The sequence below is a fragment of the Tardiphaga sp. 866_E4_N1_4 genome (assembly GCF_052076075.1).
GTDB classification, from domain to species: domain Bacteria; phylum Pseudomonadota; class Alphaproteobacteria; order Rhizobiales; family Xanthobacteraceae; genus Tardiphaga; species Tardiphaga robiniae.
On record NZ_CP197242.1, the window covers coordinates 4,164,235 to 4,186,966 of the forward strand.

Annotated in this window: 22 protein-coding genes; 9 read left to right on the plus strand and 13 right to left on the minus strand. The window is 61.6% G+C overall.

The annotated features are described in order from the left end of the window. The first annotated feature begins 5 nt into the window (after positions 1–5). The 3 genes from lpdA to AB8B20_RS20150 are packed head-to-tail and all read left to right on the plus strand — an operon-like array spanning position 6 to position 2,899. On the plus strand, positions 6–1,409 hold the full coding sequence (gene lpdA, locus AB8B20_RS20140; protein ID WP_439065382.1) for a dihydrolipoyl dehydrogenase: 1,404 nt from the start codon (positions 6–8) through the stop codon (positions 1,407–1,409). Between the two features lie 38 nt (positions 1,410–1,447). Then, a complete protein-coding gene (locus AB8B20_RS20145; protein ID WP_439074189.1) occupies positions 1,448–1,978 on the plus strand; it encodes a hypothetical protein in 531 nt (176 codons plus the stop codon). A 27-nt stretch (positions 1,979–2,005) separates the two neighbouring features. After that, entirely contained in the window at positions 2,006–2,899 is an 894-nt protein-coding gene (locus AB8B20_RS20150; protein WP_439074986.1) for an alpha/beta fold hydrolase, read from the plus strand. 4 nt (positions 2,900–2,903) lie between these two features. Here AB8B20_RS20150 and AB8B20_RS20155 read toward each other — a convergent pair whose 3' ends face one another. From AB8B20_RS20155 to AB8B20_RS20165, 3 genes are all read right to left on the minus strand, one after another. Further along, positions 2,904–3,494 carry a DUF4337 domain-containing protein gene (locus AB8B20_RS20155; protein ID WP_068730131.1) on the minus strand — a complete coding sequence of 197 codons (591 nt, stop codon included), beginning with the start codon at positions 3,492–3,494 and terminating at the stop codon, positions 2,904–2,906. Between the two features lie 102 nt (positions 3,495–3,596). After that, entirely contained in the window at positions 3,597–4,595 is a 999-nt protein-coding gene (locus AB8B20_RS20160) for a tyrosine recombinase XerC (RefSeq protein WP_439074188.1), read from the minus strand. A gap of 84 nt (positions 4,596–4,679) precedes the next feature. Further along, complete coding sequence (locus AB8B20_RS20165; RefSeq protein WP_176454504.1) at positions 4,680–5,312, minus strand: carboxymuconolactone decarboxylase family protein; 633 nt, start codon at positions 5,310–5,312, stop codon at positions 4,680–4,682. 144 nt (positions 5,313–5,456) lie between these two features. Here AB8B20_RS20165 and AB8B20_RS20170 point away from each other — a divergent pair, with 144 nt between their 5' ends. Next, complete coding sequence (locus AB8B20_RS20170; RefSeq protein ID WP_439074187.1) at positions 5,457–7,655, plus strand: primosomal protein N'; 2,199 nt, start codon at positions 5,457–5,459, stop codon at positions 7,653–7,655. A gap of 192 nt (positions 7,656–7,847) precedes the next feature. Here the strand turns inward: AB8B20_RS20170 and AB8B20_RS20175 are convergent, their stop codons facing one another. After that, the gene (locus tag AB8B20_RS20175) at positions 7,848–8,339 is read right to left on the minus strand and encodes a septal ring lytic transglycosylase RlpA family protein (protein WP_175369293.1); all 492 of its coding nucleotides are present in this window, start codon (positions 8,337–8,339) and stop codon (positions 7,848–7,850) included. Positions 8,340–9,033: 694 nt separating this feature from the next. Between AB8B20_RS20175 and AB8B20_RS20180 the strand changes: the two genes are divergently transcribed. The 5 genes from AB8B20_RS20180 to AB8B20_RS20200 all read left to right on the plus strand — a co-directional run bounded on the left by AB8B20_RS20180 (position 9,034) and on the right by AB8B20_RS20200 (position 14,173). After that, the gene (locus AB8B20_RS20180) at positions 9,034–9,594 is read left to right on the plus strand and encodes a F0F1 ATP synthase subunit delta (RefSeq protein ID WP_089263247.1); all 561 of its coding nucleotides are present in this window, start codon (positions 9,034–9,036) and stop codon (positions 9,592–9,594) included. Then, positions 9,594–11,129 carry a F0F1 ATP synthase subunit alpha gene (gene atpA, locus AB8B20_RS20185; RefSeq protein WP_068730144.1) on the plus strand — a complete coding sequence of 512 codons (1,536 nt, stop codon included), beginning with the start codon at positions 9,594–9,596 and terminating at the stop codon, positions 11,127–11,129. Before AB8B20_RS20180 ends, atpA begins: the two co-directional genes overlap by 1 nt. Positions 11,130–11,250: 121 nt before the next feature. Further along, positions 11,251–12,126, plus strand: a complete 876-nt coding sequence (locus tag AB8B20_RS20190; protein WP_068730146.1) for a F0F1 ATP synthase subunit gamma — start codon at positions 11,251–11,253, stop codon at positions 12,124–12,126. Positions 12,127–12,202: 76 nt separating this feature from the next. Then, positions 12,203–13,645 (plus strand): F0F1 ATP synthase subunit beta, encoded by a 1,443-nt coding sequence (atpD, locus tag AB8B20_RS20195; protein WP_089263243.1) that lies wholly within the window; start codon positions 12,203–12,205, stop codon positions 13,643–13,645. 120 nt (positions 13,646–13,765) lie between these two features. After that, on the plus strand, positions 13,766–14,173 hold the full coding sequence (locus AB8B20_RS20200; RefSeq protein ID WP_093757757.1) for a F0F1 ATP synthase subunit epsilon: 408 nt from the start codon (positions 13,766–13,768) through the stop codon (positions 14,171–14,173). Between the two features lie 43 nt (positions 14,174–14,216). Here AB8B20_RS20200 and AB8B20_RS20205 read toward each other — a convergent pair whose 3' ends face one another. The 9 genes from AB8B20_RS20205 to AB8B20_RS20245 all read right to left on the minus strand — a co-directional run bounded on the left by AB8B20_RS20205 (position 14,217) and on the right by AB8B20_RS20245 (position 22,687). Then, positions 14,217–14,711, minus strand: coding sequence for an RNA pyrophosphohydrolase (locus tag AB8B20_RS20205; RefSeq protein ID WP_439074186.1), 495 nt, complete (start codon positions 14,709–14,711; stop codon positions 14,217–14,219). A 7-nt stretch (positions 14,712–14,718) separates the two neighbouring features. Continuing rightward, positions 14,719–15,222, minus strand: coding sequence for an RNA pyrophosphohydrolase (locus tag AB8B20_RS20210; protein WP_439074185.1), 504 nt, complete (start codon positions 15,220–15,222; stop codon positions 14,719–14,721). A gap of 104 nt (positions 15,223–15,326) precedes the next feature. Next, on the minus strand, positions 15,327–16,535 hold the full coding sequence (locus tag AB8B20_RS20215; protein WP_439074184.1) for a divergent polysaccharide deacetylase family protein: 1,209 nt from the start codon (positions 16,533–16,535) through the stop codon (positions 15,327–15,329). A gap of 146 nt (positions 16,536–16,681) precedes the next feature. Beyond that, complete coding sequence (locus tag AB8B20_RS20220) at positions 16,682–18,058, minus strand: S41 family peptidase (RefSeq protein ID WP_120287632.1); 1,377 nt, start codon at positions 18,056–18,058, stop codon at positions 16,682–16,684. Then, positions 18,055–19,359 carry a murein hydrolase activator EnvC family protein gene (locus AB8B20_RS20225; protein ID WP_439074183.1) on the minus strand — a complete coding sequence of 435 codons (1,305 nt, stop codon included), beginning with the start codon at positions 19,357–19,359 and terminating at the stop codon, positions 18,055–18,057. The genes AB8B20_RS20220 and AB8B20_RS20225 overlap by 4 nt, the downstream gene beginning before the upstream one ends. Before the next feature lie 126 nt (positions 19,360–19,485). Beyond that, complete coding sequence (gene rlmH, locus AB8B20_RS20230) at positions 19,486–19,968, minus strand: 23S rRNA (pseudouridine(1915)-N(3))-methyltransferase RlmH (RefSeq protein ID WP_439074182.1); 483 nt, start codon at positions 19,966–19,968, stop codon at positions 19,486–19,488. 46 nt (positions 19,969–20,014) lie between these two features. Continuing rightward, a complete protein-coding gene (gene rsfS, locus AB8B20_RS20235; protein ID WP_068730459.1) occupies positions 20,015–20,428 on the minus strand; it encodes a ribosome silencing factor in 414 nt (137 codons plus the stop codon). Between the two features lie 306 nt (positions 20,429–20,734). Then, positions 20,735–21,364: a nicotinate-nucleotide adenylyltransferase gene (locus tag AB8B20_RS20240; RefSeq protein WP_439074181.1), complete on the minus strand. Its 630-nt coding sequence runs from the start codon at positions 21,362–21,364 to the stop codon at positions 20,735–20,737. Positions 21,365–21,394: 30 nt separating this feature from the next. Beyond that, positions 21,395–22,687, minus strand: a complete 1,293-nt coding sequence (locus tag AB8B20_RS20245; protein WP_439074180.1) for a glutamate-5-semialdehyde dehydrogenase — start codon at positions 22,685–22,687, stop codon at positions 21,395–21,397. Positions 22,688–22,732: the final 45 nt, after the last annotated feature.

Here is a 22,732-nt window from a genome sequence, read left to right on the forward strand (position 1 = left end):
GCATCATGGCTTCTTACGACCTCGTTGTTATCGGCACCGGACCCGGCGGTTATGTCTGCGCGATTCGCGCGGCGCAGCTCGGCATGAAGGTCGCCGTCGTCGAGAAGAACAGCACGCTGGGCGGCACCTGCCTGAACATCGGCTGCATGCCCTCGAAGGCTTTGCTCTATTCGTCAGAGCTTTTTGAGGAAGCCGGCCACTCCTTCGCCAAGATGGGCATCAAGGTGTCCGCCCCGACACTCGATCTTCCAGCGCTGATGAACTTCAAGCAGCAAGGCATCGACGGCAACGTCAAGGGTGTCGAATTCCTGATGAAGAAGAACAAGATCGACGTCGTGATGGGCACCGGCCGTGTGCTCGGCACCGGCAAGGTCGAAGTCACCGGCGCTGACGGCAAGGCCCAGACGCTGGAGACGAAGAACATCGTCATCGCTACCGGTTCTGACGTCGCCAAACTGAAGGGCATCGAGATCGACGAGAAGCGCATCGTGTCGTCGACCGGCGCGCTGTCCCTCGACAAGGTGCCGGAGAAGATGATCGTGGTCGGCGCCGGCGTGATCGGCCTCGAACTCGGCTCGGTGTGGCGCCGCCTCGGCGCCGAAGTCACCGTCGTGGAATTCCTCGACCGTATCCTGCCCGGCATGGATGGCGAAGTCGCCAAGCAGTTCCAGCGCATGCTTGAGAAGCAGGGCATGACCTTCAAGCTCGGCGCCAAGGTCACTGGCGTCGATACGTCGGGCAAGAAACTGAAGGCGCAGATCGAGCCAGCCGCGGGCGGCGCTGCCGAATCCATCGAAGCCGACGTGATTCTCGTGGCGATCGGCCGCGTGGCTTACACCGAAGCGCTTGGCCTCAAGGAAGCTGGCGTCGAACTCGACGAGCGCGGCCGCGTCAAGATCGACCATCACTTCTCGAGCAACGTGAAGGGCGTCTACGCTATCGGCGACGTCGTCGCGGGCCCGATGCTGGCGCACAAGGCGGAAGACGAAGGCGTTGCCTGCGCCGAGATTCTTGCAGGCCAAGCCGGTCATGTGAACTATGACGTGATCCCGGGCGTGGTCTACACCACGCCGGAAGTCGCCGCCGTCGGCAAGACCGAGGAAGAGCTCAAGGCTGCCGGTATCGCTTACAATGTCGGCAAGTTCCCGTTCACTGCCAATGGCCGCTCCAAGGTCAACCAGACCACCGATGGTTTCGTGAAGATTCTCGCAGATGCGAAGACCGATCGCGTGCTCGGCGTGCATATGATCGGCCGCGAAGTCGGCGAAATGATCCATGAAGCCTGCGTGTTGATGGAATTCGGCGGTTCCGCCGAAGATCTGGCCCGCACCTGCCATGCCCATCCGACCCGCTCCGAGGCGGTGAAGGAAGCTGCATTTGCAGTAGCCAAGCGCGCTATCCATATGTGAGTCACGGCCGGCACGACGCCGGCTGGGAGACGAACACCATGATGCGACGCGTGCTGCAGCCGCTATGGTTCTTCCTCGCCTTGATCTTCCTGATCGAAGCGTGGTTGTGGGATCATCTCGAACCGGTCGTCGCGCGCATCGTTGCAGCGATACCGCTGCGCGCATTCAAGGAATGGCTGGCCGCGAGAATCGCGCGGCTGTCGCCAATGTTGACGCTGGTCGTGTTTGTTATTCCGGCGATCCTGCTGTTTCCGTTGAAACTGGCCGGCGCCTGGCTGCTTATGCATCAGTATTGGATCAGCGCTTTCGCGCTTATCGTATTCAGCAAGTTTCTCGGCGTCGGCGTCGCCGCGTTCATCTTCGATGTGACACGGCCGAAGCTGTTGCAGATGAACTGGTTTCGGAAGCTCTACGAATTCGTTCTCGACATCCGCCGCCGGGCCGGCGAATTGGTCGCGCCTGTGACTGCAAGAATCAAGGCGACGATAGCGATGTTCCGCTCCAATTCATCGTCGCGTTGGATGCGGCTGGTACAACGGCTGCGCCATCGGGCGCATTCGGCGCGGTAGACCGAACGGGAGAGCAACTTGGCTGAACTGGCACGCATCCAAACTCCCCTTCTCGATATTGCTTATGAACATAGCGGACCGAATGACGGCCTACCCGTCCTGCTGATGCATGGTTTTCCCTATGACATCAGAGGCTATGACGACGCGGTCGACATCATCAACACCGCCGGCTTCCGCACCATCGTGCCCTATCTGCGCGGCTATGGGCCGACGCGGTTTCTTTCCAGCGCGACCATCCGCTCGGGGCAACAGGCTGCGCTCGGACAGGATCTGCTGGAGCTGATGGACGCGCTGCGTATCGGCAAGGCTGTTGTCGCAGGCTATGACTGGGGCGGCCGCGCGGCCTGTGTCGTCTCGGCGCTATGGCCCGAACGCGTGCACGGCCTCGTCAGTTGCACCGGCTACAACATCCAGGACCTGACGAATGCGGCGCGACCATCCGCTCCCGAGCAGGAAGCGCGACAGTGGTATCAGTATTATTTCCATACCGAACGTGGCCGCAACGGCCTGATCCAGAACCGCGACGCACTAGCCAAACTGCTCTGGAAGATGTGGTCGCCCAGCTGGGCATTCGATGACGCCACATTCGAGCGCTCGGCGTCGGCCTTCGACAACGATGACTTCGTCGATGTGGTCGTGCACTCTTATATGCACCGTACCGGCAGCGTCGCCGGCGATCCGAATTATGCTTTTCTGGAGACCCAGCTTGCGGCGCAGCCGAAGATCGATGTCCCGACTATCGTTCTGCACGGGGCTGACGATGGCATTGGACCCGTAAAGAATTCCGAGAATCACGGCCAGTATTTTACGGGCCCTTATGAGCGCCGCGTCATCGCGGGCGTTGGCCACAATGTACCCCAAGAGGCGCCGCGCGCGTTTGCCGAAGCGGTCCTGCAGCTATGCCGGACCGCTTCGGCTTAAGTCGTTACATGAGGTGAACCGCATGCGGCGCGAACAGGCCGATCGCCGTGAAGGCGACGCCGGCAATCGCCAGTGCACCTGATACCCAGGCCAGCGCGATCATGCCGGTGATGATCGTGGCCGATGCCAACACGATGCCAATCTGGAATGCGGCGGAGGCCACTTCATAGTGATGATAACGGGCCATTGCTAGGTCGCGCGCATGCTCGGCTTCCTTGGCACGGGCGGCGAGTTGTTCGGAGCCTTCACCAGTCTCCGGCTCGGAGCGGTAACGATCCGCGGTCTTCTTCCAGTCGTCGATCTGCTTGGAGAGTGCGGCCTTGGCGGCATCGTCACCCATCAGGCCGAGGCTGAGCCTGGCCTGGTCCGACGTCGCCTGAACGACGGTGCGGCGGATGCTTTTGGCCTGGAAGAACGCCCAGAGGTTGGATGCCTCGACGTTCTTGCTGATAGATTCGGTTTGCGCACCCTTGCCGAGGGTTTCCGAGAACGCCAGAAACAGCGCGATCACGGCAATCAGCAGTGCAATATTCTTGTTCGAGCCGGACGCATGCTCGGCATGCTCCGCGTGCTCCATACTTTCGTGCGCACCCATCGTAATCCCCTCCGGTTGGTCGATGTGTCGATTTGACCGAACCGCGGCGACTTCGCAAGGGGCAGCTCATGACACTTCTACTACAGCTGGGGCTTGCCTGGCCTACGCTCGCGGGTGTGCGGTCTTGTAGACCTCGAACAGCCGCTCGGTGTCGATGCCGGTATAGATCTGTGTGGTCGACAGCGAGGCATGACCGAGCAATTCCTGGATCGCGCGCAGGTCACCACCGCGGGTCAGCAGATGGGTGGCAAAGGAATGGCGCAGCGCGTGCGGCGTGGCGCTGTCGGGCAGGCCGAGCGCGCCGCGCATCCGCTCCATGGTCAGCTGGATGATCCGAGGGCTAAGCGGCCCGCCGCGCGCGCCGACGAACATCGGGCCATCGGCAGGGAGCGGATGCGGACACTGCGCGGCGTAGTCGGCGATGAGCTCCAGCACATTATGCAGCACCGGCACCATACGGGTTTTGTTACCCTTGCCGTTGACGATCAGCACATCGCCCGCGCCGGCTGCCGGCACGTCGCGGCGCTTCAGGCCAAGTGCTTCGGAGATACGCAAGCCGGACCCGTAGAGCAGCGCCATCACCGCGGCGTCGCGCGCCCAGATCCACGGATCGCGGTTTTCGCCGGCCCGTTCATCCGCATCGGCCAGGCGTTTGGCCGAGACCATCTGCAACGGCTTCGGCAGGCTCTTGCCGATTTTGGGCGCGCGTATCGCTGACAGCGCACCGACATTGCCTTTGCCTTCACGCTCCAGAAATCGCCCGAACGACCGCAGACCAGCCAGCGCGCGCATCAGCGAGCGGCCGCCGATATCATCGCCGCGCCGCGCCGCCATGAAGGCACGGACATCGCTGGTCTCCAGCTTGGCGAAACGCGGCAGCGAGACGAGCGCGCCCCAGTGTTCGGCGAGAAATGTCAGAAACTGCCGGACGTCGCGCGCATAGGCTTCGAGCGTCTTTGGCGACAGCCGCCGCTCGGCGCGGAGATGTGACAGCCACCGCGTCATCTGCAGCGAGACGTCGGCATCCGCACAGATGAGGTCGATCGGCGCCGGCCCACCTGATTTGGCTTCGGCTGGTTTCTTGTCGGAAAGCTTGGCCATCGGGATGCCTTGCAGTTCGCGGTACGCGAACGGGCGGAGATTATCACACCCTGCTCGTTTCACTTTGGTGAACCGCCGGCATCGTCAATCCGGGAACCGCTTCAGGGGCTCCGCGACACCGGCCGGGAGGCCTGTTCGCGCTGCATTCATGGCCATGGCCAGGAAGGTGTAATAGCCATTGATCCCGAGCAGATCGATGACGCCCTGCTCGCCGAATTTGGCGACGGCCTTGTTCCAGGTCGGATCACTCACGCGTTTGGTGCGCTGGATTTCGATCGACATGTCGTAGGCGGCCTCTTCGTCCTCGGCCATGCCAACAGGACGCCGGCCATCGGCAATCGCATCGGCGATGTCGTTGCGCAGGCCAGCTTTGATCGCGATGTCATGATGCGCAACCCACTCATATTGCTGGGTCCATTCGCGTGCGGTGATCAGGATGATCATTTCGCTGAGCCGCGGCGCCAGCGCGCTCTTGAACCTGAGATGATCGCCCATCGCCTTGGCGCGGAGCATCACTTCCGGACTCCGAATCAGTGGCACGAAGGGACCCCGCACCTCGTAGCCACGGCCGCCGGCGAATTCTTCGGCGGCTTTCTTCTGCGCGTCGGTGTATTTGTCGGCCGGGATCGGCGGCATCCGGTCCTGTGCCCGTGCGGGGATGGCGGTAACTGACAGCACGAGAAGTGAGGCTAGAGTCCCGGCGAGCTTGTGGCGCATGATGTTTCTCCCTGCGGGTTCTTGTTCTTGTTTCATTGTCGTGGCGGCCGATCGGTCATAAGACCGGCCATCCGGCGGAAACTGGTCCGGACCGCACCGCGAGCTTAGGTTAGCGGATACCCCAATTCGAGTCTGATTCCGCCGATGGACGAAGCTGCGCGCACCAAAACATCGTCTGGCGTCGTTGACGTGCTGGTGCCGGTCGCGCTGAACCAGGCTTATTCCTATCGCGTGCCCCGTGGCCTCGACCTGCAGCCCGGCGATGTCGTCAGCGTACCGCTCGGCGCCCGCGAGGTGATCGGCGTGGTCTGGGCAGAAAATGCCAATCCCGACCCCCGCCTGCACAATCGCCTGAAAGAGGTTGGCGAGAAATTCGATGTCCCCCCGCTGAAGCAGGAATTGCGCAGCCTGGTCGACTGGGTGGCGAATTACACTCTGTCCGCACGCGGCATGGTCATGAAGATGACGCTGCGGATGGGCGAGCATCTCGGCCCGGAGCGAGTGCGCATGGGCGTCCGCCTGGTCGGCGAAGTGCCCAAGCGCATGACCTCGGCACGCGCACGGCTGATCGAGATCCTGTCGGACGGGTTGCTGCACGCGAAGTCTGAGGCAGCCAAGGAGGCCGGCGTCAGCGCAGGCGTAATCGACGGCCTCGTCGATGAAGGCACGCTTGCTATTGAAGCCATGCCCCGCGCGCTGCCGCCGCCAGCGCCTGATCCCACCTTCGCCGAACCGGACTTTTCAGATGACCAGGCCGTCGCGGCCGAAGCGATGCGGACCTTCGCCGCCAAGAGAGATTTTCACGCCGCCCTGCTCGACGGTGTCACCGGCTCCGGCAAGACCGAGGTGTATTTCGAGGCGGTTGCCGAGGTGATCAAGCGCGGCGAACAGGTGCTGATCCTGATGCCCGAAATAGCGCTGACGGGGCAATTCCTCGAGCGCTTCTCAAAACGCTTCGGCGTGCGACCGCTGGAGTGGCATTCCGAACTGACACCGCGCACCCGCGCGCGCAACTGGGCGTCGATCGCCAATGGCGAGGCCCATGTCATCGTCGGCGCCCGCTCGGCGCTGTTTCTGCCCTATGCGAAACTCGGCCTGATCATCGTCGATGAGGAACATGACCAAGCCTACAAGCAGGACGAAGGCGCGCATTACCACGCCCGTGACATGGCGGTGGTGCGCGCATCGATTGCGAAGATCCCCATCGTGCTCGCTTCTGCCACGCCATCGGTCGAGTCCGAGGTCAACGCGCGCAAGGGGCGCTATCAGCGCATCGCGTTGCCCTCACGCTTCGGCGGTCAGCACATGCCGCATATCGAGGCCATCGACCTGCGGCGCGAAGGGCCGATGCGCGGCCGCTTCATTGCGCCGCGCCTCGCCGAAAAGATCCAGATCGCCATCGAGCGCAAGGAACAGGCGCTGCTGTTCCTCAATCGCCGCGGCTATGCGCCGCTGACGCTGTGCCGCGGCTGCGGACACCGGTTTGCCTGCACGATCTGCGATGCCTGGCTGGTCGATCATCGCTTTCGGCAGCGGTTGGTGTGCCACCACTGCGGTTTCTCGATGCATCGCCCGCATCAATGCCCGCATTGCCAGGCCGAAGAATCGCTGGTCGCCGTTGGCCCGGGCGTCGAGCGCTTGCAGGAGGAAGCGGCGAGCCTGTTCCCGGACGCGCGCACCATGGTGCTGTCGAGCGATCTTATTACGTCGATCGATGCGATGCGCACGGAGCTGGCCGAGATCGCAGAGGGCCGTGTCGATGTCATCATCGGCACGCAACTCGTGGCTAAGGGCCATAACTTCCCGCGGCTCAATCTGGTTGGCGTCATCGACGCCGATCTGGGCCTCGGCAATGGCGATCCGCGCGCCGCGGAGCGCACCTATCAGATGCTCAATCAAGTCATCGGCCGCGCTGGACGTGAACAGGGACGCGGCGTCGGCTATCTGCAGACCCATCAGCCGGAGCATCCGGTGATGAAGGCGCTGATCGCAAACGACCGCGAAGCGTTTTACGCCAGCGAGATCGAGGCCCGCGAGCGCGCGGGCTATCCACCCTTCGGCCGACTGGCGAGCCTGATCATCTCAGGCGGCGACCGGCCAACCACGGAGGGCTATGCGCGCAAGCTCGCCGCCGTAGCGCCGATCGACGAGCGCATCATGGTGCTCGGCCCCGCCGAAGCACCGCTCGCCGTGATCAAAGGTCGCTATCGCTTTCGACTGCTGGTGAAGTCGGCGCGCAATGTCGACCTGTCGCACTATCTCCGCGACTGGCTGGCGCACGGCCCAAAGCCTACAGGCAATCTAAAGCTCGAAGTCGATGTCGATCCGCAGAGCTTTCTTTGAGCGTCGTCATTCCGGGGGCGCTTGCTCTTGCGGGCGAAGCCGTAATGAACGACAGCGTGAACTGACAACGCAAACAAAAAAGCCTGCTGTCTTTTAATGACAGCAGGCTCTTTTACTCAACGCTTACTCTACTCAATACACACACAACGCTACTGAACTTGGAAGATCAGGGACGCGACGCGTTTGTCTTGCTTACATGACTTCCGCAACGACACGGCCGACACCACGGCCGGTCAGACCGATCGCGCTCGCTGCGCCCTTGGACAGGTCGAGCACCCGGCCACGGATGAACGGGCCGCGATCGTTGACGGTGACGACAACGCTGCGACCGCCATGGGTAACGCGCAGCTTGGTGCCGAACGGCAGCGAACGATGCGCGGCGGTCATCGCATTCTGATTGAAGCGCTGACCCGACGCAGTGCGGCTGCCGGACTCATTGCCGTAATAGGACGCAACACCCGAGAAGCTGCGGCCGCCGGTGGTCGGCGCGATCGACGCATTGGCATCGAACAGCGACGGCGAAGCCTTGGCGACGTGATGGTGCTTGTGGTGATGGCGATGGTGCCGGGATTTGGCCGAAGCCTCAGAAACCGTTCCCCCGAGAACAAGAGCGGCAGTCATGACAGCGATTGCCGTACGCGGCCGGGCGATAGCGCCCAGCGTCGATTTTCCGTAACGCAGCATAAGTTGTTGTCCCTCAGACAGTATTGCCACAAATGTGGCAAGTGGACCCCCGTCCCAATTTCACTGACTGAGCGTTTGCCGACGTAATGAGGCGTAAAATAGGCAACGCAATCGTTCCATGACCAGATGAAATATCTTGTGATGGAACAGAACATGCCTGATGAGCCGCTTTAATGAATTTTTAACTATTAAATATACTGCATATTACATAACTATACTGAATAGCTAAGTGATCGCCGTGCATGGATAGCATTCGATAAGTAAATGTTAGGCAGTCCGAAACGGTGACATGAAACGCGCACGCCGCGCTGCCCGCCGCGATTTCAATTGCCGACTCACCGTACTCGACGTTGCGTGATTCAAAAGAATCGGCACGGCGTACCGTCATGCGGAATAAGAAATTCCGCCTCGGAGATGGACGATGAAACACTCCGTCAGCGACCCGATTGGCGCGTCACATCTCCCTGAAATGATTCTTTGCGAGGGCCTGCGACAAGGCATCATCAAACGCTTTCGTCGCGTTGCACCAGCGCGCGGGCTATGTTAGCAAAGCCGCGATTTGAACGGGTCACGACATTTTGTTGTGACCTAAAAATCGAAGTCCCGCTTGAATTCCAAGGACTTGGATCGCTAGGCGCCACATTCAGGCGATAGTTATTCCCTTGCGAGTTTGACAGCCTGAAGAGCGCAATTCGTGGCAACACAAGATCCGTCGGTTTCGGGAATGTCCGGTCGTTATGCAACGGCTCTGTTTGAGCTGGCGCGTGACGAAAAGTCCGTCGATGCGGTGAAGGCCGATCTCGACAAATTCGCAGCGATGCTGGCCGACAGCGCCGACCTGGCGCGACTGGTTCGCAGCCCGGTGTTCTCTGCCGAGATTCAGGGCAAGGCCCTCGCTTCGGTTCTGGAGAAAGCCGGAATTACTGGCATCACCGCCAACTTCCTCAAGGTCCTCACCGCCAACCGCCGCCTTTTCGCCATTGGTGACGTGGCGCGCGGCTTCAATGCGCTGGTCGCCAAGTTTAAGGGCGAAGCTACGGCTGACGTCACCGTCGCCGAGCCGCTCAGTGACAAGAATCTCGACGCTCTCAAGACCGCGCTGAAGTCAGTGACGGGCAAGGACGTCGCGCTCAACGTGAAAGTCGATCCGTCCATCATCGGCGGGCTTGTCGTCAAGCTCGGCAGCCGCATGGTGGACAGCTCGCTTCGCACCAAACTCAACTCGATCAAGCACTCGATGAAAGAGGCAGGCTGATGGACATCCGCGCCGCAGAAATTTCCGCGATCCTCAAAGACCAGATCAAGAATTTCGGCCAGGAAGCTGAAGTTTCTGAAGTCGGACAGGTGTTGTCCGTCGGCGACGGCATTGCCCGCGTCTACGGCCTCGACAATGTTCAGGCTGGTGAAATGGTCGAATTCGAGAACGGCACCCGCGGTATGGCGCTGAACCTCGAAACCGACAACGTCGGTGTCGTTATTTTCGGCGCTGACCGCGAAATTAAGGAAGGCCAGACTGTTAAGCGCACCCGTTCGATCGTGGACGCGCCGGTTGGCAAGGGTCTGCTCGGCCGCGTGGTCGACGCGCTCGGCAATCCGATCGATGGCAAGGGTCCGATCCAGGCCGACAAGCGTATGCGCGTCGACGTCAAGGCACCGGGCATCATTCCGCGCAAGTCGGTCAACGAGCCGATGGCAACCGGCCTGAAGTCGGTCGACGCTCTGATCCCGGTCGGCCGTGGCCAGCGCGAGCTGATCATCGGTGACCGTCAGACCGGCAAGACCGCAATCGCGCTCGACACCATTCTGAACCAGAAGTCGCTGAACGTTGCTGGCGCTCCCGAGAGCCAGAAGCTGTACTGCGTGTACGTCGCCGTTGGTCAGAAGCGTTCGACCGTCGCCCAATTCGTGAAGGTGCTCGAAGAGCAGGGCGCGATGGAATACTCCGTCGTCGTCGCCGCGACCGCTTCAGATCCGGCTCCGATGCAGTACATCGCGCCGTTCACCGGCTGCACGATCGGCGAATTCTTCCGCGACAACGGCATGCACGCCGTCATCATCTATGACGATCTTTCGAAGCAGGCCGTTGCTTACCGCCAGATGTCGCTGCTGCTGCGCCGTCCGCCAGGCCGCGAAGCCTATCCGGGCGACGTGTTCTATCTTCACTCGCGTCTGCTCGAACGCGCTGCGAAGCTCAATGATTCCCAGGGCAATGGTTCGCTGACGGCGCTGCCGGTCATCGAAACCCAGGCCAACGACGTGTCCGCCTACATTCCGACCAACGTGATTTCGATCACTGACGGTCAGATCTTCCTTGAAACCGACCTGTTCTTCCAGGGCATCCGTCCTGCCGTGAACGTCGGTCTGTCCGTGTCGCGCGTCGGCTCCGCCGCGCAGACCAAGGCGATGAAGAAGGTCGCCGGCAAGATCAAGGGTGAGCTCGCGCAGTACCGCGAAATGGCGGCCTTTGCGCAGTTCGGCTCCGACCTCGACGCGTCGACCCAGCGTCTGCTGAACCGCGGCGCGCGTCTGACCGAACTCCTGAAGCAGCCGCAGTTCTCGCCGCTGAAGATGGAAGAGCAGGTTTGCGTGATCTGGGCCGGCACCAACGGCTATCTTGACACTCTGCCGATCGCCAAGGTTCGGGGCTTCGAAGACGGTCTTCTGTCGCTGCTGCGCGGCAAGAACGTTGAGATCCTCAACGCGATCCGCGACAGCCGCGATCTCAAGGATGACGTCGCCGCCCAGCTCAAGGCCGTCGTCGAAGGCTTCGCGAAGACCTACGCTGCTTAATACTGTCAATGAATGGCCGGCTCCTGCCAGCCATTCGCGTTGATGTCCGGCACGAGGTCGGGCGTTTCGAACGAGAGGTTCGCGATCGGCCAAACGGCCAGATCGCCGGGGTGGACTGAGAATGGCCTCACTTAAAGACATGCGCGTCCGCATCGCCTCGACCAAGGCGACGCAGAAGATCACCAAGGCGATGCAGATGGTCGCAGCGTCGAAGCTGCGTCGTGCGCAGACCGCTGCCGAAGCTGCACGTCCTTACGCCGAGAAGATGGATACCGTGATCGCCAGCATTGCCGGCGCTACAACGGCAGGCTCCGGCCCGGCGCTGCTCGTCGGCACCGGCAAGGATCAGGTTCATCTGCTGCTGGTCTGCACCGGCGAGCGTGGCCTGTGCGGCGCTTTCAATTCCTCGATCGTCCGTCTGGCGCGCGAACGCGCACTGGCGCTGATGAACCAGGGCAAGACGGTCAAATTCTTCTGCGTTGGTCGCAAGGGCTACGAGCAACTGCGCCGTAATTTCGACAAGCAGATCGTCGGTCATCTCGAATTGCGTTCGGTGCGTCAGCTTGGCTTCGTCAATGCCAACGACATCGCCAAGAAGGTTCTCGAACTCTTCAACACTGGCGAATTCGACGTCTGCACGCTGTTCTATTCCCGCTTCAAGTCGGTGATCGCGCAAATCCCGACCGCCCAGCAGATCATTCCCCTGGTGGTCGAGGCGCCTAAAGCCGATGCCGGCCCAACGCCGAGCTACGACTACGAGCCTGCCGAAGATGAGATCCTCGACGGCCTGCTGCCGCGCAATCTTGCGGTGCAGATCTTCCGCGCTCTGCTGGAGAACAACGCTTCGTTCTACGGCGCGCAGATGAGCTCGATGGACAACGCTACGCGCAACGCCGGCGACATGATCCGCAAGCAGACATTGATCTACAACCGCACCCGCCAGGCGATGATTACGAAGGAGCTGATCGAAATCATCTCCGGCGCCGAGGCGATCTAACAACAACCTTCCGGCCTCATGGGCCGCCGTTCAAGTTTCGGACTTCCGAGTCCTTGAAGTTTATGGAGAAGTTTTCATGGCCGCATCCGCCAACCAGACCGGACGTATCACCCAGGTCATCGGCGCCGTCGTCGACGTGCAGTTCGAAGGCTACCTGCCCGCAATTCTGAACGCGATCGAAACCAAGAACGGTGGCAACCGCCTGGTTCTCGAAGTCGCCCAGCATCTCGGCGAATCGACCGTCCGCACCATCGCGATGGACACCACCGAAGGTCTGGTCCGCGGTCAGGAAGTCACCGACACTGGCTCGCCGATCCAGGTTCCAGTTGGCGTCGGCACCCTCGGCCGTATCATGAACGTGATCGGGGAGCCGATCGATGAAGGCGGTCCGATCGCTTCGGAAGGTAACCGCGCTATCCATCAGGAAGCGCCGATGTATACTGAGCAGTCCACCGAGGCTGAAATTCTCGTCACGGGCATCAAGGTCGTCGATCTGCTTGCGCCTTACGCCAAGGGCGGCAAGATCGGCCTGTTCGGCGGCGCCGGCGTCGGCAAGACGGTTCTCATTCAGGAACTGATCAACAACGTCGCGAAGGCGCACGGCGGCAACTCGGTGTTCGCCGGCGTCGGCGAGCGTACCCGCGAAGGTAACGATCTCTATCACGAGTTCATCGAGTCCAAGGTGAACGCCGATCCGCACAATCCGGATCCGGCCGTGAAGTCGAAGTGCGCTCTCGTGTTCGGCCAGATGAACGAGCCTCCGGGCGCCCGCATGCGCGTTGCTCTGTCCGGTCTGACCGTCGCCGAGCACTTCCGCGATCAGGGCCAGGACGTGCTGTTCTTTATCGACAACATCTTCCGCTTCACCCAGGCAGGTTCGGAAGTGTCGGCGCTGCTCGGCCGTATTCCTTCGGCGGTGGGTTATCAGCCAACGCTCGCGACTGACATGGGCGCGCTGCAGGAGCGTATCACCACCACGCATAAGGGTTCGATCACCTCGGTGCAGGCCATCTACGTTCCGGCCGACGACTTGACCGATCCGGCGCCTGCTACCTCGTTCGCCCATTTGGACGCGACGACCGTGCTCAACCGTGCGATTTCGGAAAAGGGCATCTACCCCGCAGTGGATCCGCTCGACTCCACCTCGCGCATGCTGTCCCCGCTGATCGTCGGCCAGGAGCACTACGAGACAGCGCGTATGGTTCAGCAGGTGCTGCAGAAGTACAAGTCGCTGCAGGACATCATCGCCATTCTCGGCATGGACGAACTGTCGGAAGAGGACAAGCTGGCCGTGGCCCGCGCCCGCAAGATCGAGCGCTTCCTGTCGCAGCCGTTCTTCGTCGCTGAAATCTTCACGGGTTCGCCGGGCAAGTTCGTCGAGCTCGCCGACACCATCAAGGGTTTCCGCGCGATCTGCGAAGGCAAGTACGATCATCTGCCGGAAGCCGCCTTCTACATGGTCGGTGCGATCGAAGAAGCCGTCGAGAAGGGCAAGAAGCTGGCTGCGGAAGCCGCTTGATCAAAGAAGATTGCCGCTGTCGGGCTCTGCCCGGCAGCGGATTGAATTGTTCCGACTGCAGATTCTGACTGATAGACCGCGGACCGTGTTCGCGGGTGACAGCCAAGAGAGTAGCTACCGATGGCCACGTTCCACTTCGATCTCGTCTCACCGGAAAAGCTCGCTTTCACAGGCGAAGTCGAGCAGGTCGATATCCCGGGCGCCGAGGGTGATGTCGGCGTGATGGCCGGCCACGCACCTGTGGTGATTGCGTTGCGTCCGGGCATCATGACTGTCACCAACGGTGGCAAGCATGAGAAGATCATTGTGCTCGGCGGCCTTGCCGAAGTCTCGGACAAGGGCTTGACGGTTCTTGCTGACGTCGCGACGTCGATCGCCGAGCTGGACCGCGAAGCTTTCGCCAAGGACATCGCGGAGATGGAAGAGAAGCTGGCCGAGAAGGAAGGCTCCGCTCTGGACCGTGCCATCGAGCGCCTCGACCACTTCAAGGTCATCCAGCAGCACATCACCTCGACGGCGATGCACTAAGCGCTATAGCCCGGGTAGCGCTTCGTTTCGTCAGGGCTTCGCCTCAGACAAATTTCGCAAAACTCTCGGCCACGGCGCGATAGACCTCCCGCCGGAACGGCACCACGAGATCCGCGACGCGATCCAGCCGCTCCCAGCGCCAGGCGTCGAATTCAGCCGGCTGACCGTTGCGCGGCGTCAGCGGATCGACTTCGGCATCATCCCCGGTGAATTTCAGCGCAAACCACTTCTGCCGCTGCCCGCGGAACTGCGCAAAGCGATGGCTGGGGTTCTCGAACGGGATGAAGTCGTAGGTCATCCAGCCGGTCTCGCCGAGATAGTCGGCATGGCTGACGCCAGTCTCTTCCCATAATTCGCGCATCACGGCGACGCGAGGATCTTCGTCGGGATCGATACCACCCTGAGGCATCTGCCATTCCAGGCCCGGCAGGATGATCTCTGGCCCGTCATCCTTGAAACGGCGGCCGATCAGAACTTTGCCGTCGGCATTGAACAGTGCGACGCCCACATTGGGGCGATAGGGCCGGTTGTCCGTCATTCCAGTACTAGCCGTCCGCCAGACCGGCAAATTCCTTCACCACCCGCTCATAGACGGGGCGCTTGAACGGCACGATCAGCCCCGGAAGGTTCTTCATTGGCTCCCAGCGCCAATTGATGAACTCGGCCTTGTGGCCACCAGGTGGATGCGTGACGTTGATTTCCTTGTCATCGCCGGTGAAGCGTACGGCGAACCATTTCTGCCGCTGGCCACGATAGCGACCCTTCCAGGCCCGCCCGGCCACCGTGCGGGGAATGTCATAGATCAACCAGTCCGGCACTTCGCCGAGCTTCTCGACCGATTGGACGCTGGTTTCTTCGTAGAGCTCGCGCTTTGCGGCCTCCCAGGTGTCCTCACCGGGATCGACGCCGCCCTGCGGCATCTGCCAGACATGCATGTCATCGACGTGCTCGATACCGCCGGCACGTCGGCCGATAAAGACGAGCCCTCGCGGGTTGATCAGCATCATTCCGACGCAAGTTCGATAGGGCAGGTCTTCGTAGCGCGCCATTCCGTCAATGCCTCTCGCGTCCGTTCGAGCACTCTTTACGCAGCGATTCGACCTTGCTGAATCGCAGCGATTCGGCCGTCCGAATTCACCCTAGCCCAAAGACGCTAGCTTGATTTTGATTTCAGCATCGCGGTTGTCAATGGCACCAGCATGACCCCGCGGCTTTCAAGGGTTTTCGCCCAGGCGCTGATACGTTCGATCGAGATCGGCAGCGCCGAAGCGACGCCGACAGCCACACCCCGCTCCTTGGCCAGCCCCTCGAGCCGCGCCAGCGCCTTGTCGATGTCTGCGGAGGTCGGGACCGCGTCGATGGCAACATCGGAGCGTGCGAAGGGCATGCCCTGCCCTTCGGCGGCTGCGGCGGCAACGCTGCGCGGCGTCGAGCCATCGTCGAACAACGCAAGCCCGCGCTTGCTGGCCTCGCGTGCAATCGGCTGCATGGCCGTATCCGTGGCGATGAAGCGCGCGCCCATGAAATTGGCCACGCCGACATAGCCCTGGAAGCGGCTCATATGCCACATCATGCGATCGAGGTTCTGCTCGGCCGTCGCCGAGGACAACAGTGTCTGCGGGCCGGGATCGTTGTCGGGATAGTCGAACGGCTCCATTGGCAGCTGCAGCAGCACCTCGTGGCGCTGCGCACGGGCACGTTCGACCAGTTTGCCGGGATCCGAACCATAGGGCGTGAAGCCCAGCGTCACGGCCGGCGGCAGCTTCATGATGGCATCGGTGGTCTTGGCTGCACCGACGCCGAGGCCGCCAATGACGATGGAAATGCTCGGCGTCTTCATCGCCCTGGCGCGCTCGGCCTCGGAACCGGCGGCATAGGCCGTCACGGGCTTCAGCGCGCCGATGGCGATCGGCACCATACCGTGGCGAGATTTCTCCAACAGTTTCTGATCGATTCCCGTCATGACCGGCGGCGGCGCATCGGCCACAGCGCTGTCCGAGCCCTCGCTGGGCACCACGACGTCCTTACGAGCGCCGCTGGAGCCGTCGATGATGGTAATGGTCTTCTGGCCCGGAGCCTCAGGCGCCTTGGCCGTCTCGGGCGTACCGTGCTTGACCTCGACCGGCGGTTTGGCGGCGACCTTCTCATTATCGGTCGCGGCAGGCGCCTTAATCGCTACGCGCGCTACCGGCTCGCCGCCCATCGGGTTGTTATTGAAGATGGCAACACCGAGAAAACCGAGCAGCAGCAGGGCAAGGATCGTGGCAAACGCCTGCGTCCCGGAAAAAGGCAGCCGGAACCGCCGCTTACGCGTCGATTTTTGTCCAAGCGGGGCGCTCAGATCGTCCGCCGACACTGCCATGAATCTCCCGAATCAGCCGACCGGACAATAACACGCCCGGTCGTGGCCACGGCAGCCGGAAGGACATCGGATCCCTTTGGAAGGATTACAACAAAAAGGGCGACCCGAAGGCCGCCCTTTCCGCAGAATTGATGCGTATTCGCCGATCAGTTCGGCTTGGCGGCCGCCTTATCGTCTGCTGGCTTGTCCGCAGCAGCAGCGGCTCCCGGCGGCGGCGTGATGATTGCGTTCGACGTCACCTTGATGCCATGGAGCAAATCGGCAGCGGCCTTCAGCGCCTTGTCATTCTTGGCATCCGGCGGCACATAGGACTGCGAACCGGTCTTCTCGTCGCCATCGTTCTTCAGATGGCCACGGAGCGAAGCCTCGCCCTTGATGTCGCGGGACTTCAGCTCATCCGGCACGTCCTGCACGATTTCGATGTCCGGGACGATACCCTTGGCCTGGATCGACTTACCCGACGGCGTGAAGTAACGCGCCGTGGTCAGACGCAGCGCACCGTTGCCGGAGCCGAGCGGGATGATGGTCTGCACCGAGCCCTTACCAAACGAGCGCGTACCGATCGTGGTCGCACGCTTGTGATCCTGCAGCGCGCCAGCGACGATTTCCGATGCCGAAGCCGAACCGCCATTGATCAGCACGACCACCGGCTTGCCCTTGGTCAGATCGCCAGCATGCGCCGTGCGGCGCTGGGTTTCTTCAGCGTTACGACCGCGGGTCGAGACGATCTCGCCACGCTCGAGGAACGCGTCGGAAACGGTGACGGCTTCTTCAAGCAGACCGCCGGGATTGTTGCGGAGGTCGATGATGTAACCCTTGACCTTGTCAGCACCGATCGCCGCGGTCTGAGCCGCGATCTCGCGCTTCAGGCCTTCGGTAGTCTGCTCGTTGAAGGTCGTGATGCGGATGTAAGCGATATCGTCGCTTTCAACGCGAGCACGCACCGAGCGAACACGGATGTTGTCGCGTACGAGGGTGACGTCGAGCGGATTGTCCTGACCTTTGCGGATGATCTTCAGCTTGATCTTGGTGTTGACCGGGCCACGCATCTTCTCGACGGCCTGGTTCAGGGTGAGACCCTGCACGGCTTCTTCATCGAGGCTGGTGATGATGTCGTTGGCCATGATACCGGCCTTCGATGCCGGGGTATCGTCGATCGGTGACACCACCTTGATCAGGCCGTCTTCCATGGTGACTTCGATGCCGAGACCGCCGAACTCACCGCGGGTCTGCACCTGCATGTCGCGGAAACTCTTGGCGTCCATGTAGCTGGAATGCGGATCGAGACCGGTGAGCATGCCGGAGATCGCCGATTCGACCAGCTTGCTGTCATCGGGCTTCTCGACATAGTCGCTGCGGACGCGCTCAAACACGTCGCCGAACAGGTTGAGCTGGCGGTAGGTATCCGAGGTCGCTGCGCGGGCACTGGTGCCCATGAACACGGCGCGTGGCTGAGTCACGAAGAGCGTCAAGGCGGCGCCAGTGGCAGCACTCAGCAGAATTATGGAAGTCTTGCGCATCATCCGCGAACCTTTTCGCCTTCGTTAGCGGCCCACCATGGGCCTGGATCAATGGGAGTCCCGTCTTTCCGGAACTCGATATAAAGCACAGGCTGGCTGGCATTGGCCGCAAGGACGGATGCTACCCGGGATGTTGATCCCATGACAGCGATCGGTTCCCCGGTAAGGACGAACTGACCAATGTTCACCGAAATACGCTCCATCCCGGCGATCAAGACATGATACCCGCCCCCGGCATTGAGGATCAAGAGTTGTCCATAGCTACGGAACGGACCGGAATAAACAACCCAGCCGTCACACGGTGTTGTGACCTGCGCACCCGCCCGTGCGGCCAGTGACATGCCCTTTTCGACGCCACCCACACCGTCGGAACCGCCGAAATTGCGAATTTTAACCCCGTTGACCGGAAGTGCGAGCATGCCCTTTGCCGACGCAAAGGCGATCGCCGGACTGAGCCTGCCGGGGTCCTTGAAGGCGCCGATATTCGGCTTGCCGTTGCTGAGCGCCGCCGGCGTGCCCTGCAGACTGGCTGTGGCTGCTGCCTTCGCTGCCGCCTTGGAATCCTGCTCCATCTTCGCGATCAGGCCCTGCAGACTGTCGACCTGACGGGACAACGTCAGCGCGCGCGCGGCTTCCGCTTCCATGTCCTTTTCCGCAGCCGACTGCTGCTTCTGGCGCTCCTCGGTAAAGGACGCGAGGCGTGTCTGTTCTTCCTTCAGCTTGTCGCGATCGCCGGCAAGCTGATCGCGCTCGGTCGAGATCGCCTTGCGCAAATTCACGAGTTCGCTGAGGTCAGCCACCAGTTGCTCGGCGCGCGCGCGCATCTCGGGCACAACGGAGCCGAGCAGCATCGCGGTGCGCAGCGACTTCAGCGCGTCTTCGGGACGCACCAGCAAGGCCGGCGGCGCACGGCGGCCGGCGCGCTGCAAGGCGGACAACACTTCGACGATTTCGCCGCGGCGCGATTCCAGCGTGCCGCGGATCTTCTGCTCGCGCGCATCCAGCGGCCGCAATCGTACTTCGGCATCGTCGATCCGGGTTTCGACGCTGCGGACGCGGGCGGCAATATCGATGAGCTGCTGACTGAGCTTGCCGCGATCCTGTCCGATCGCCGCGATATCGGCTTTCAATTTCGCCTGCAGCTCCGCAGCGCTCTTCTGCTGCGCGCGGACCGCTTCAAGCTCCTGCTCGCGCTGGCGAATGATATCGGGCGACGGCGCATTGACCTGCTGGATCGGCGTAGCGGTTTGCGCCCAGACCGACGTCGTCGTCAAACCTGCAAGAGTCGCTGATACCAGCATCATGGATAACGACGATGCGTTCGACATCCCGCGGCGAACGGCGTCGTGTTCAGATGGAATGGACCGCGGTGACAGCATCGTGGTTTCGACAGCGCCTTCTTTCAAACGCGATACGCTCAATATAGCGAGCTAAACGCGGTGATACGGGTGGCCAGCTAAAATTGTAGCGGCCCGGTAAATCTGTTCCAGAAGCATGACGCGAACCATTTGATGCGGCCAGGTCGCCGAGCCGAATGCAATGCTCAGTTTGGCTTTGCGCCGCAATTCGGGCGAAAGTCCGTCCGCCCCGCCGATGACAAAAACATTATGCGGCACCGATTCGTCCCGCCACTTCCCGATATGGCGAGCGAAACTGACACTGTCCACGCTGCTGCCACGCTCGTCGAGCGCTACTAATACAGCCTTTTCCGGAATCAGCGCCGAAATCGCCGCTGCTTCCTCATTGATCCGGGTCGCCGCATCGCGTGCGCGGCTTTCCGAAATTTCATGAATCGCAAGGCCGCGAAAACCGAGCTTGCGGCCGATATCGTCGAAACGATCACGGTACCGTTCCGCGAGCTCGCGTTCCGGACCCTGCTTGAGCTTGCCGATGGAAATCACAAGAAGATGCATCGGCGCAGACTAGCACGCGTCGCGCCGTTGCCGAATTCCCGCTGGCTCAAACAGCCTTCAGATCGATCCGCGGTTCATCCGACGGGCTCTGCGTCCACAAACGTTCCAGATTGTAGAATTCGCGAACTTCAGGCCGGAAGACATGCAGGATGACTTCGCCGGTATCGATCAGCACCCAATCGCAATTGGACAGGCCTTCGACATGCAGCTTCTTCTGACCGGCTTCCTTGAGACCTTTGGCGACATTTTCGGCCACCGCGCCGACATGGCGGTTCGACCGGCCGGTGGTCACAACCATGTAATCGGAGAAAGCCGACTTGCCGCGCAGGTCGATGGTCACCGTTTCCTCGGCCTTCATGTCGTCAAGCCGGGCGAGAACGAGATTGAGCGTTTCGGTCGCGCTATCGCGCACCGCCGCAGCTGATTTCTTTGCCTTGGGCGAAGCAACCTTCTTCGGAATGACAGCCTTCGGTGCAGCTTTTGCAGCAGCGGGTGTCTTGGCTGCAGCCTTCGGCTTTGCGGTTGCGGCAGCCTTTTTAGGCGCGGCAGCCTTCTTTACCGAAGCGGACTTCTTGGGTGGGGCAACCTTTGACGGGGCTTTCTTGGCGCCCGTCTTGGACAATACAGAAGTGGCCAGAGGACCATTCCTTTCACTGTATTGGGACGCCGAATCCGACGCCCGGTGAGATCAAGTATGCATGTGGGAATGCCGGATTCAATATTCCAGCGCCCGCCCTATAGCACTTATCGGGCGAGTGTTGTGGAATTACGTCTTCCAGCTGCCATCCGGGTTCCGCAGCCGGGTGGAGGACAGATTCAGCTTCAAACCGGTCAAAAATACCCATGCGGGGGGCTTCAGGTCGGCCAATGACCCAGCGTCCTGCTCCGGTATCCGGTAACGGCCGAGGGCCTGGGCGGCGGTCGACGCCAGTCCCTGAAAGCTCTGCGGCGGCCGGTCCATGACCGCAAAGGGAACCTCTCCGGCAATCACCTGCCAGCTCTCCCAGCGATGAAACTGGGCGAGATTGTCGGCACCCATGATCCAGACAAATCGTGCTTGCGAACATCGACGTCGGAGGTAGCTGATGGTGTCGACGGTATAGCGCGTACCGATGACACTCTCGAGACAGGTGATATCGATGCGCGGGTGATCGGCCATCGCTTTCGCAGCCGCCGCGCGCTCGGCGAGATCGTGCAGATTGCGTTGATCCTTCAGCGGATTGCCCGGCGACACCAGCCACCAGACGCGATCCAGCTGCAGCCGTTTCATCGCGAACAGGCTGATGGCCCGATGCGCGGCATGCGGCGGATTGAACGATCCGCCAAGCAGACCGATCCGCATCCCGGGACTATGTGGCGGTATGCCCTGCGCCGGCGGGACTGAATGCAAATCCAATTCAGTCTCCACGCGCCGAAACGCACATCATCACGGCCGGGTCTGTCCGGTGCCGTGAATGCGATATTTGAAACTGGTGAGCTGCTCGGCGCCGACCGGGCCGCGCGCATGGAATTTGCCGGTGGCGATTCCGATTTCGGCACCGAAGCCGAATTCACCGCCATCGGCAAACTGCGTCGAGGCGTTATGCAGTACAATCGCCGAATCCACTTCGTTGAGAAACTTCGTGGCCACCGCGACGTCCTCGGTGACGATCGCATCGGTGTGATGCGAGCCGTGATCGCGAATATGCGCGAGCGCATCATCGACACCATCGACGACCCTGGCCGAGATGATCGCATCTTCGTATTCGGTGTCCCAGTCCTCGTCCGTTGCAGGCTTGACGCGCGCATCGGCCTGCTGCACGGCAGCGTCACCGCGCACCTCGCAGCCGGCATCGATCAGCATTTCCACCAGCGGCTTGAGATGCGTACCTGCCACCGCGCGGTCGATCAGCAGCGTTTCCGTCGCGCCGCAGACACCGGGACGGCGCATCTTCGCATTCAGCACGATCGATTTCGCCATATCGAGCTTCGCGGTACGATCGACATAGGTGTGATTGACGCCTTCGAGATGCGCAAATACCGGCACCCGCGCTTCGGCCTCGACACGCGCGACCAGGCTCTTGCCGCCGCGCGGCACGATCACATCGACGCCGCCATTGAGGCCGGTGAGCAGCAAGCCAACCGCCGCACGATCGCGCGTCGGCACAAGCGTAATCGCGGCCTCAGGCAGACCGACTTCACGCAGGCCCTGCACCAGACATTCATGAATTGCACGACAGGAGCGGAAACTGTCCGAGCCGCCGCGCAGGATCACGGCATTTCCGGACTTCAGACACAGCACGCCGGCATCCGCCGCGACATTCGGACGGCTCTCGAAAATCACCGCAACGACGCCGAGCGGCACCCGCACGCGCTCGATGGTCATGCCATTCGGCCGCTGCCAGCTCTCGGTGACGGCGCCGACGGGATCGGCGATGTCATGGATGACGCGGATGCCATCCGCCATCGCGTGCACGCGCGCCTCGGTCAGGGTCAGCCGATCGATAAAGGCCGATGTGGCGCCATTGGCGCGCGCCTCGGCGACATCCTCGGCATTGGCCGCCAGAATCGCAGGCACACCGGCACGGATCGCGCGCTCCATGGCCGCAAGCGCCCGGTTCTTCTGTTCCGTTGGGGCCACCGCCAACGCACGCGCAGCCGCACGGGCGCTCCGGGCGAGGTCGTTCATCAGGACAGGCAGATCAGCCGATCCGTCGATGGCTTTCAGCGAGGCGGTCATGGCGGGCTCAAATGGGCGGAATGGGAATTCACGACCCCAAAATAG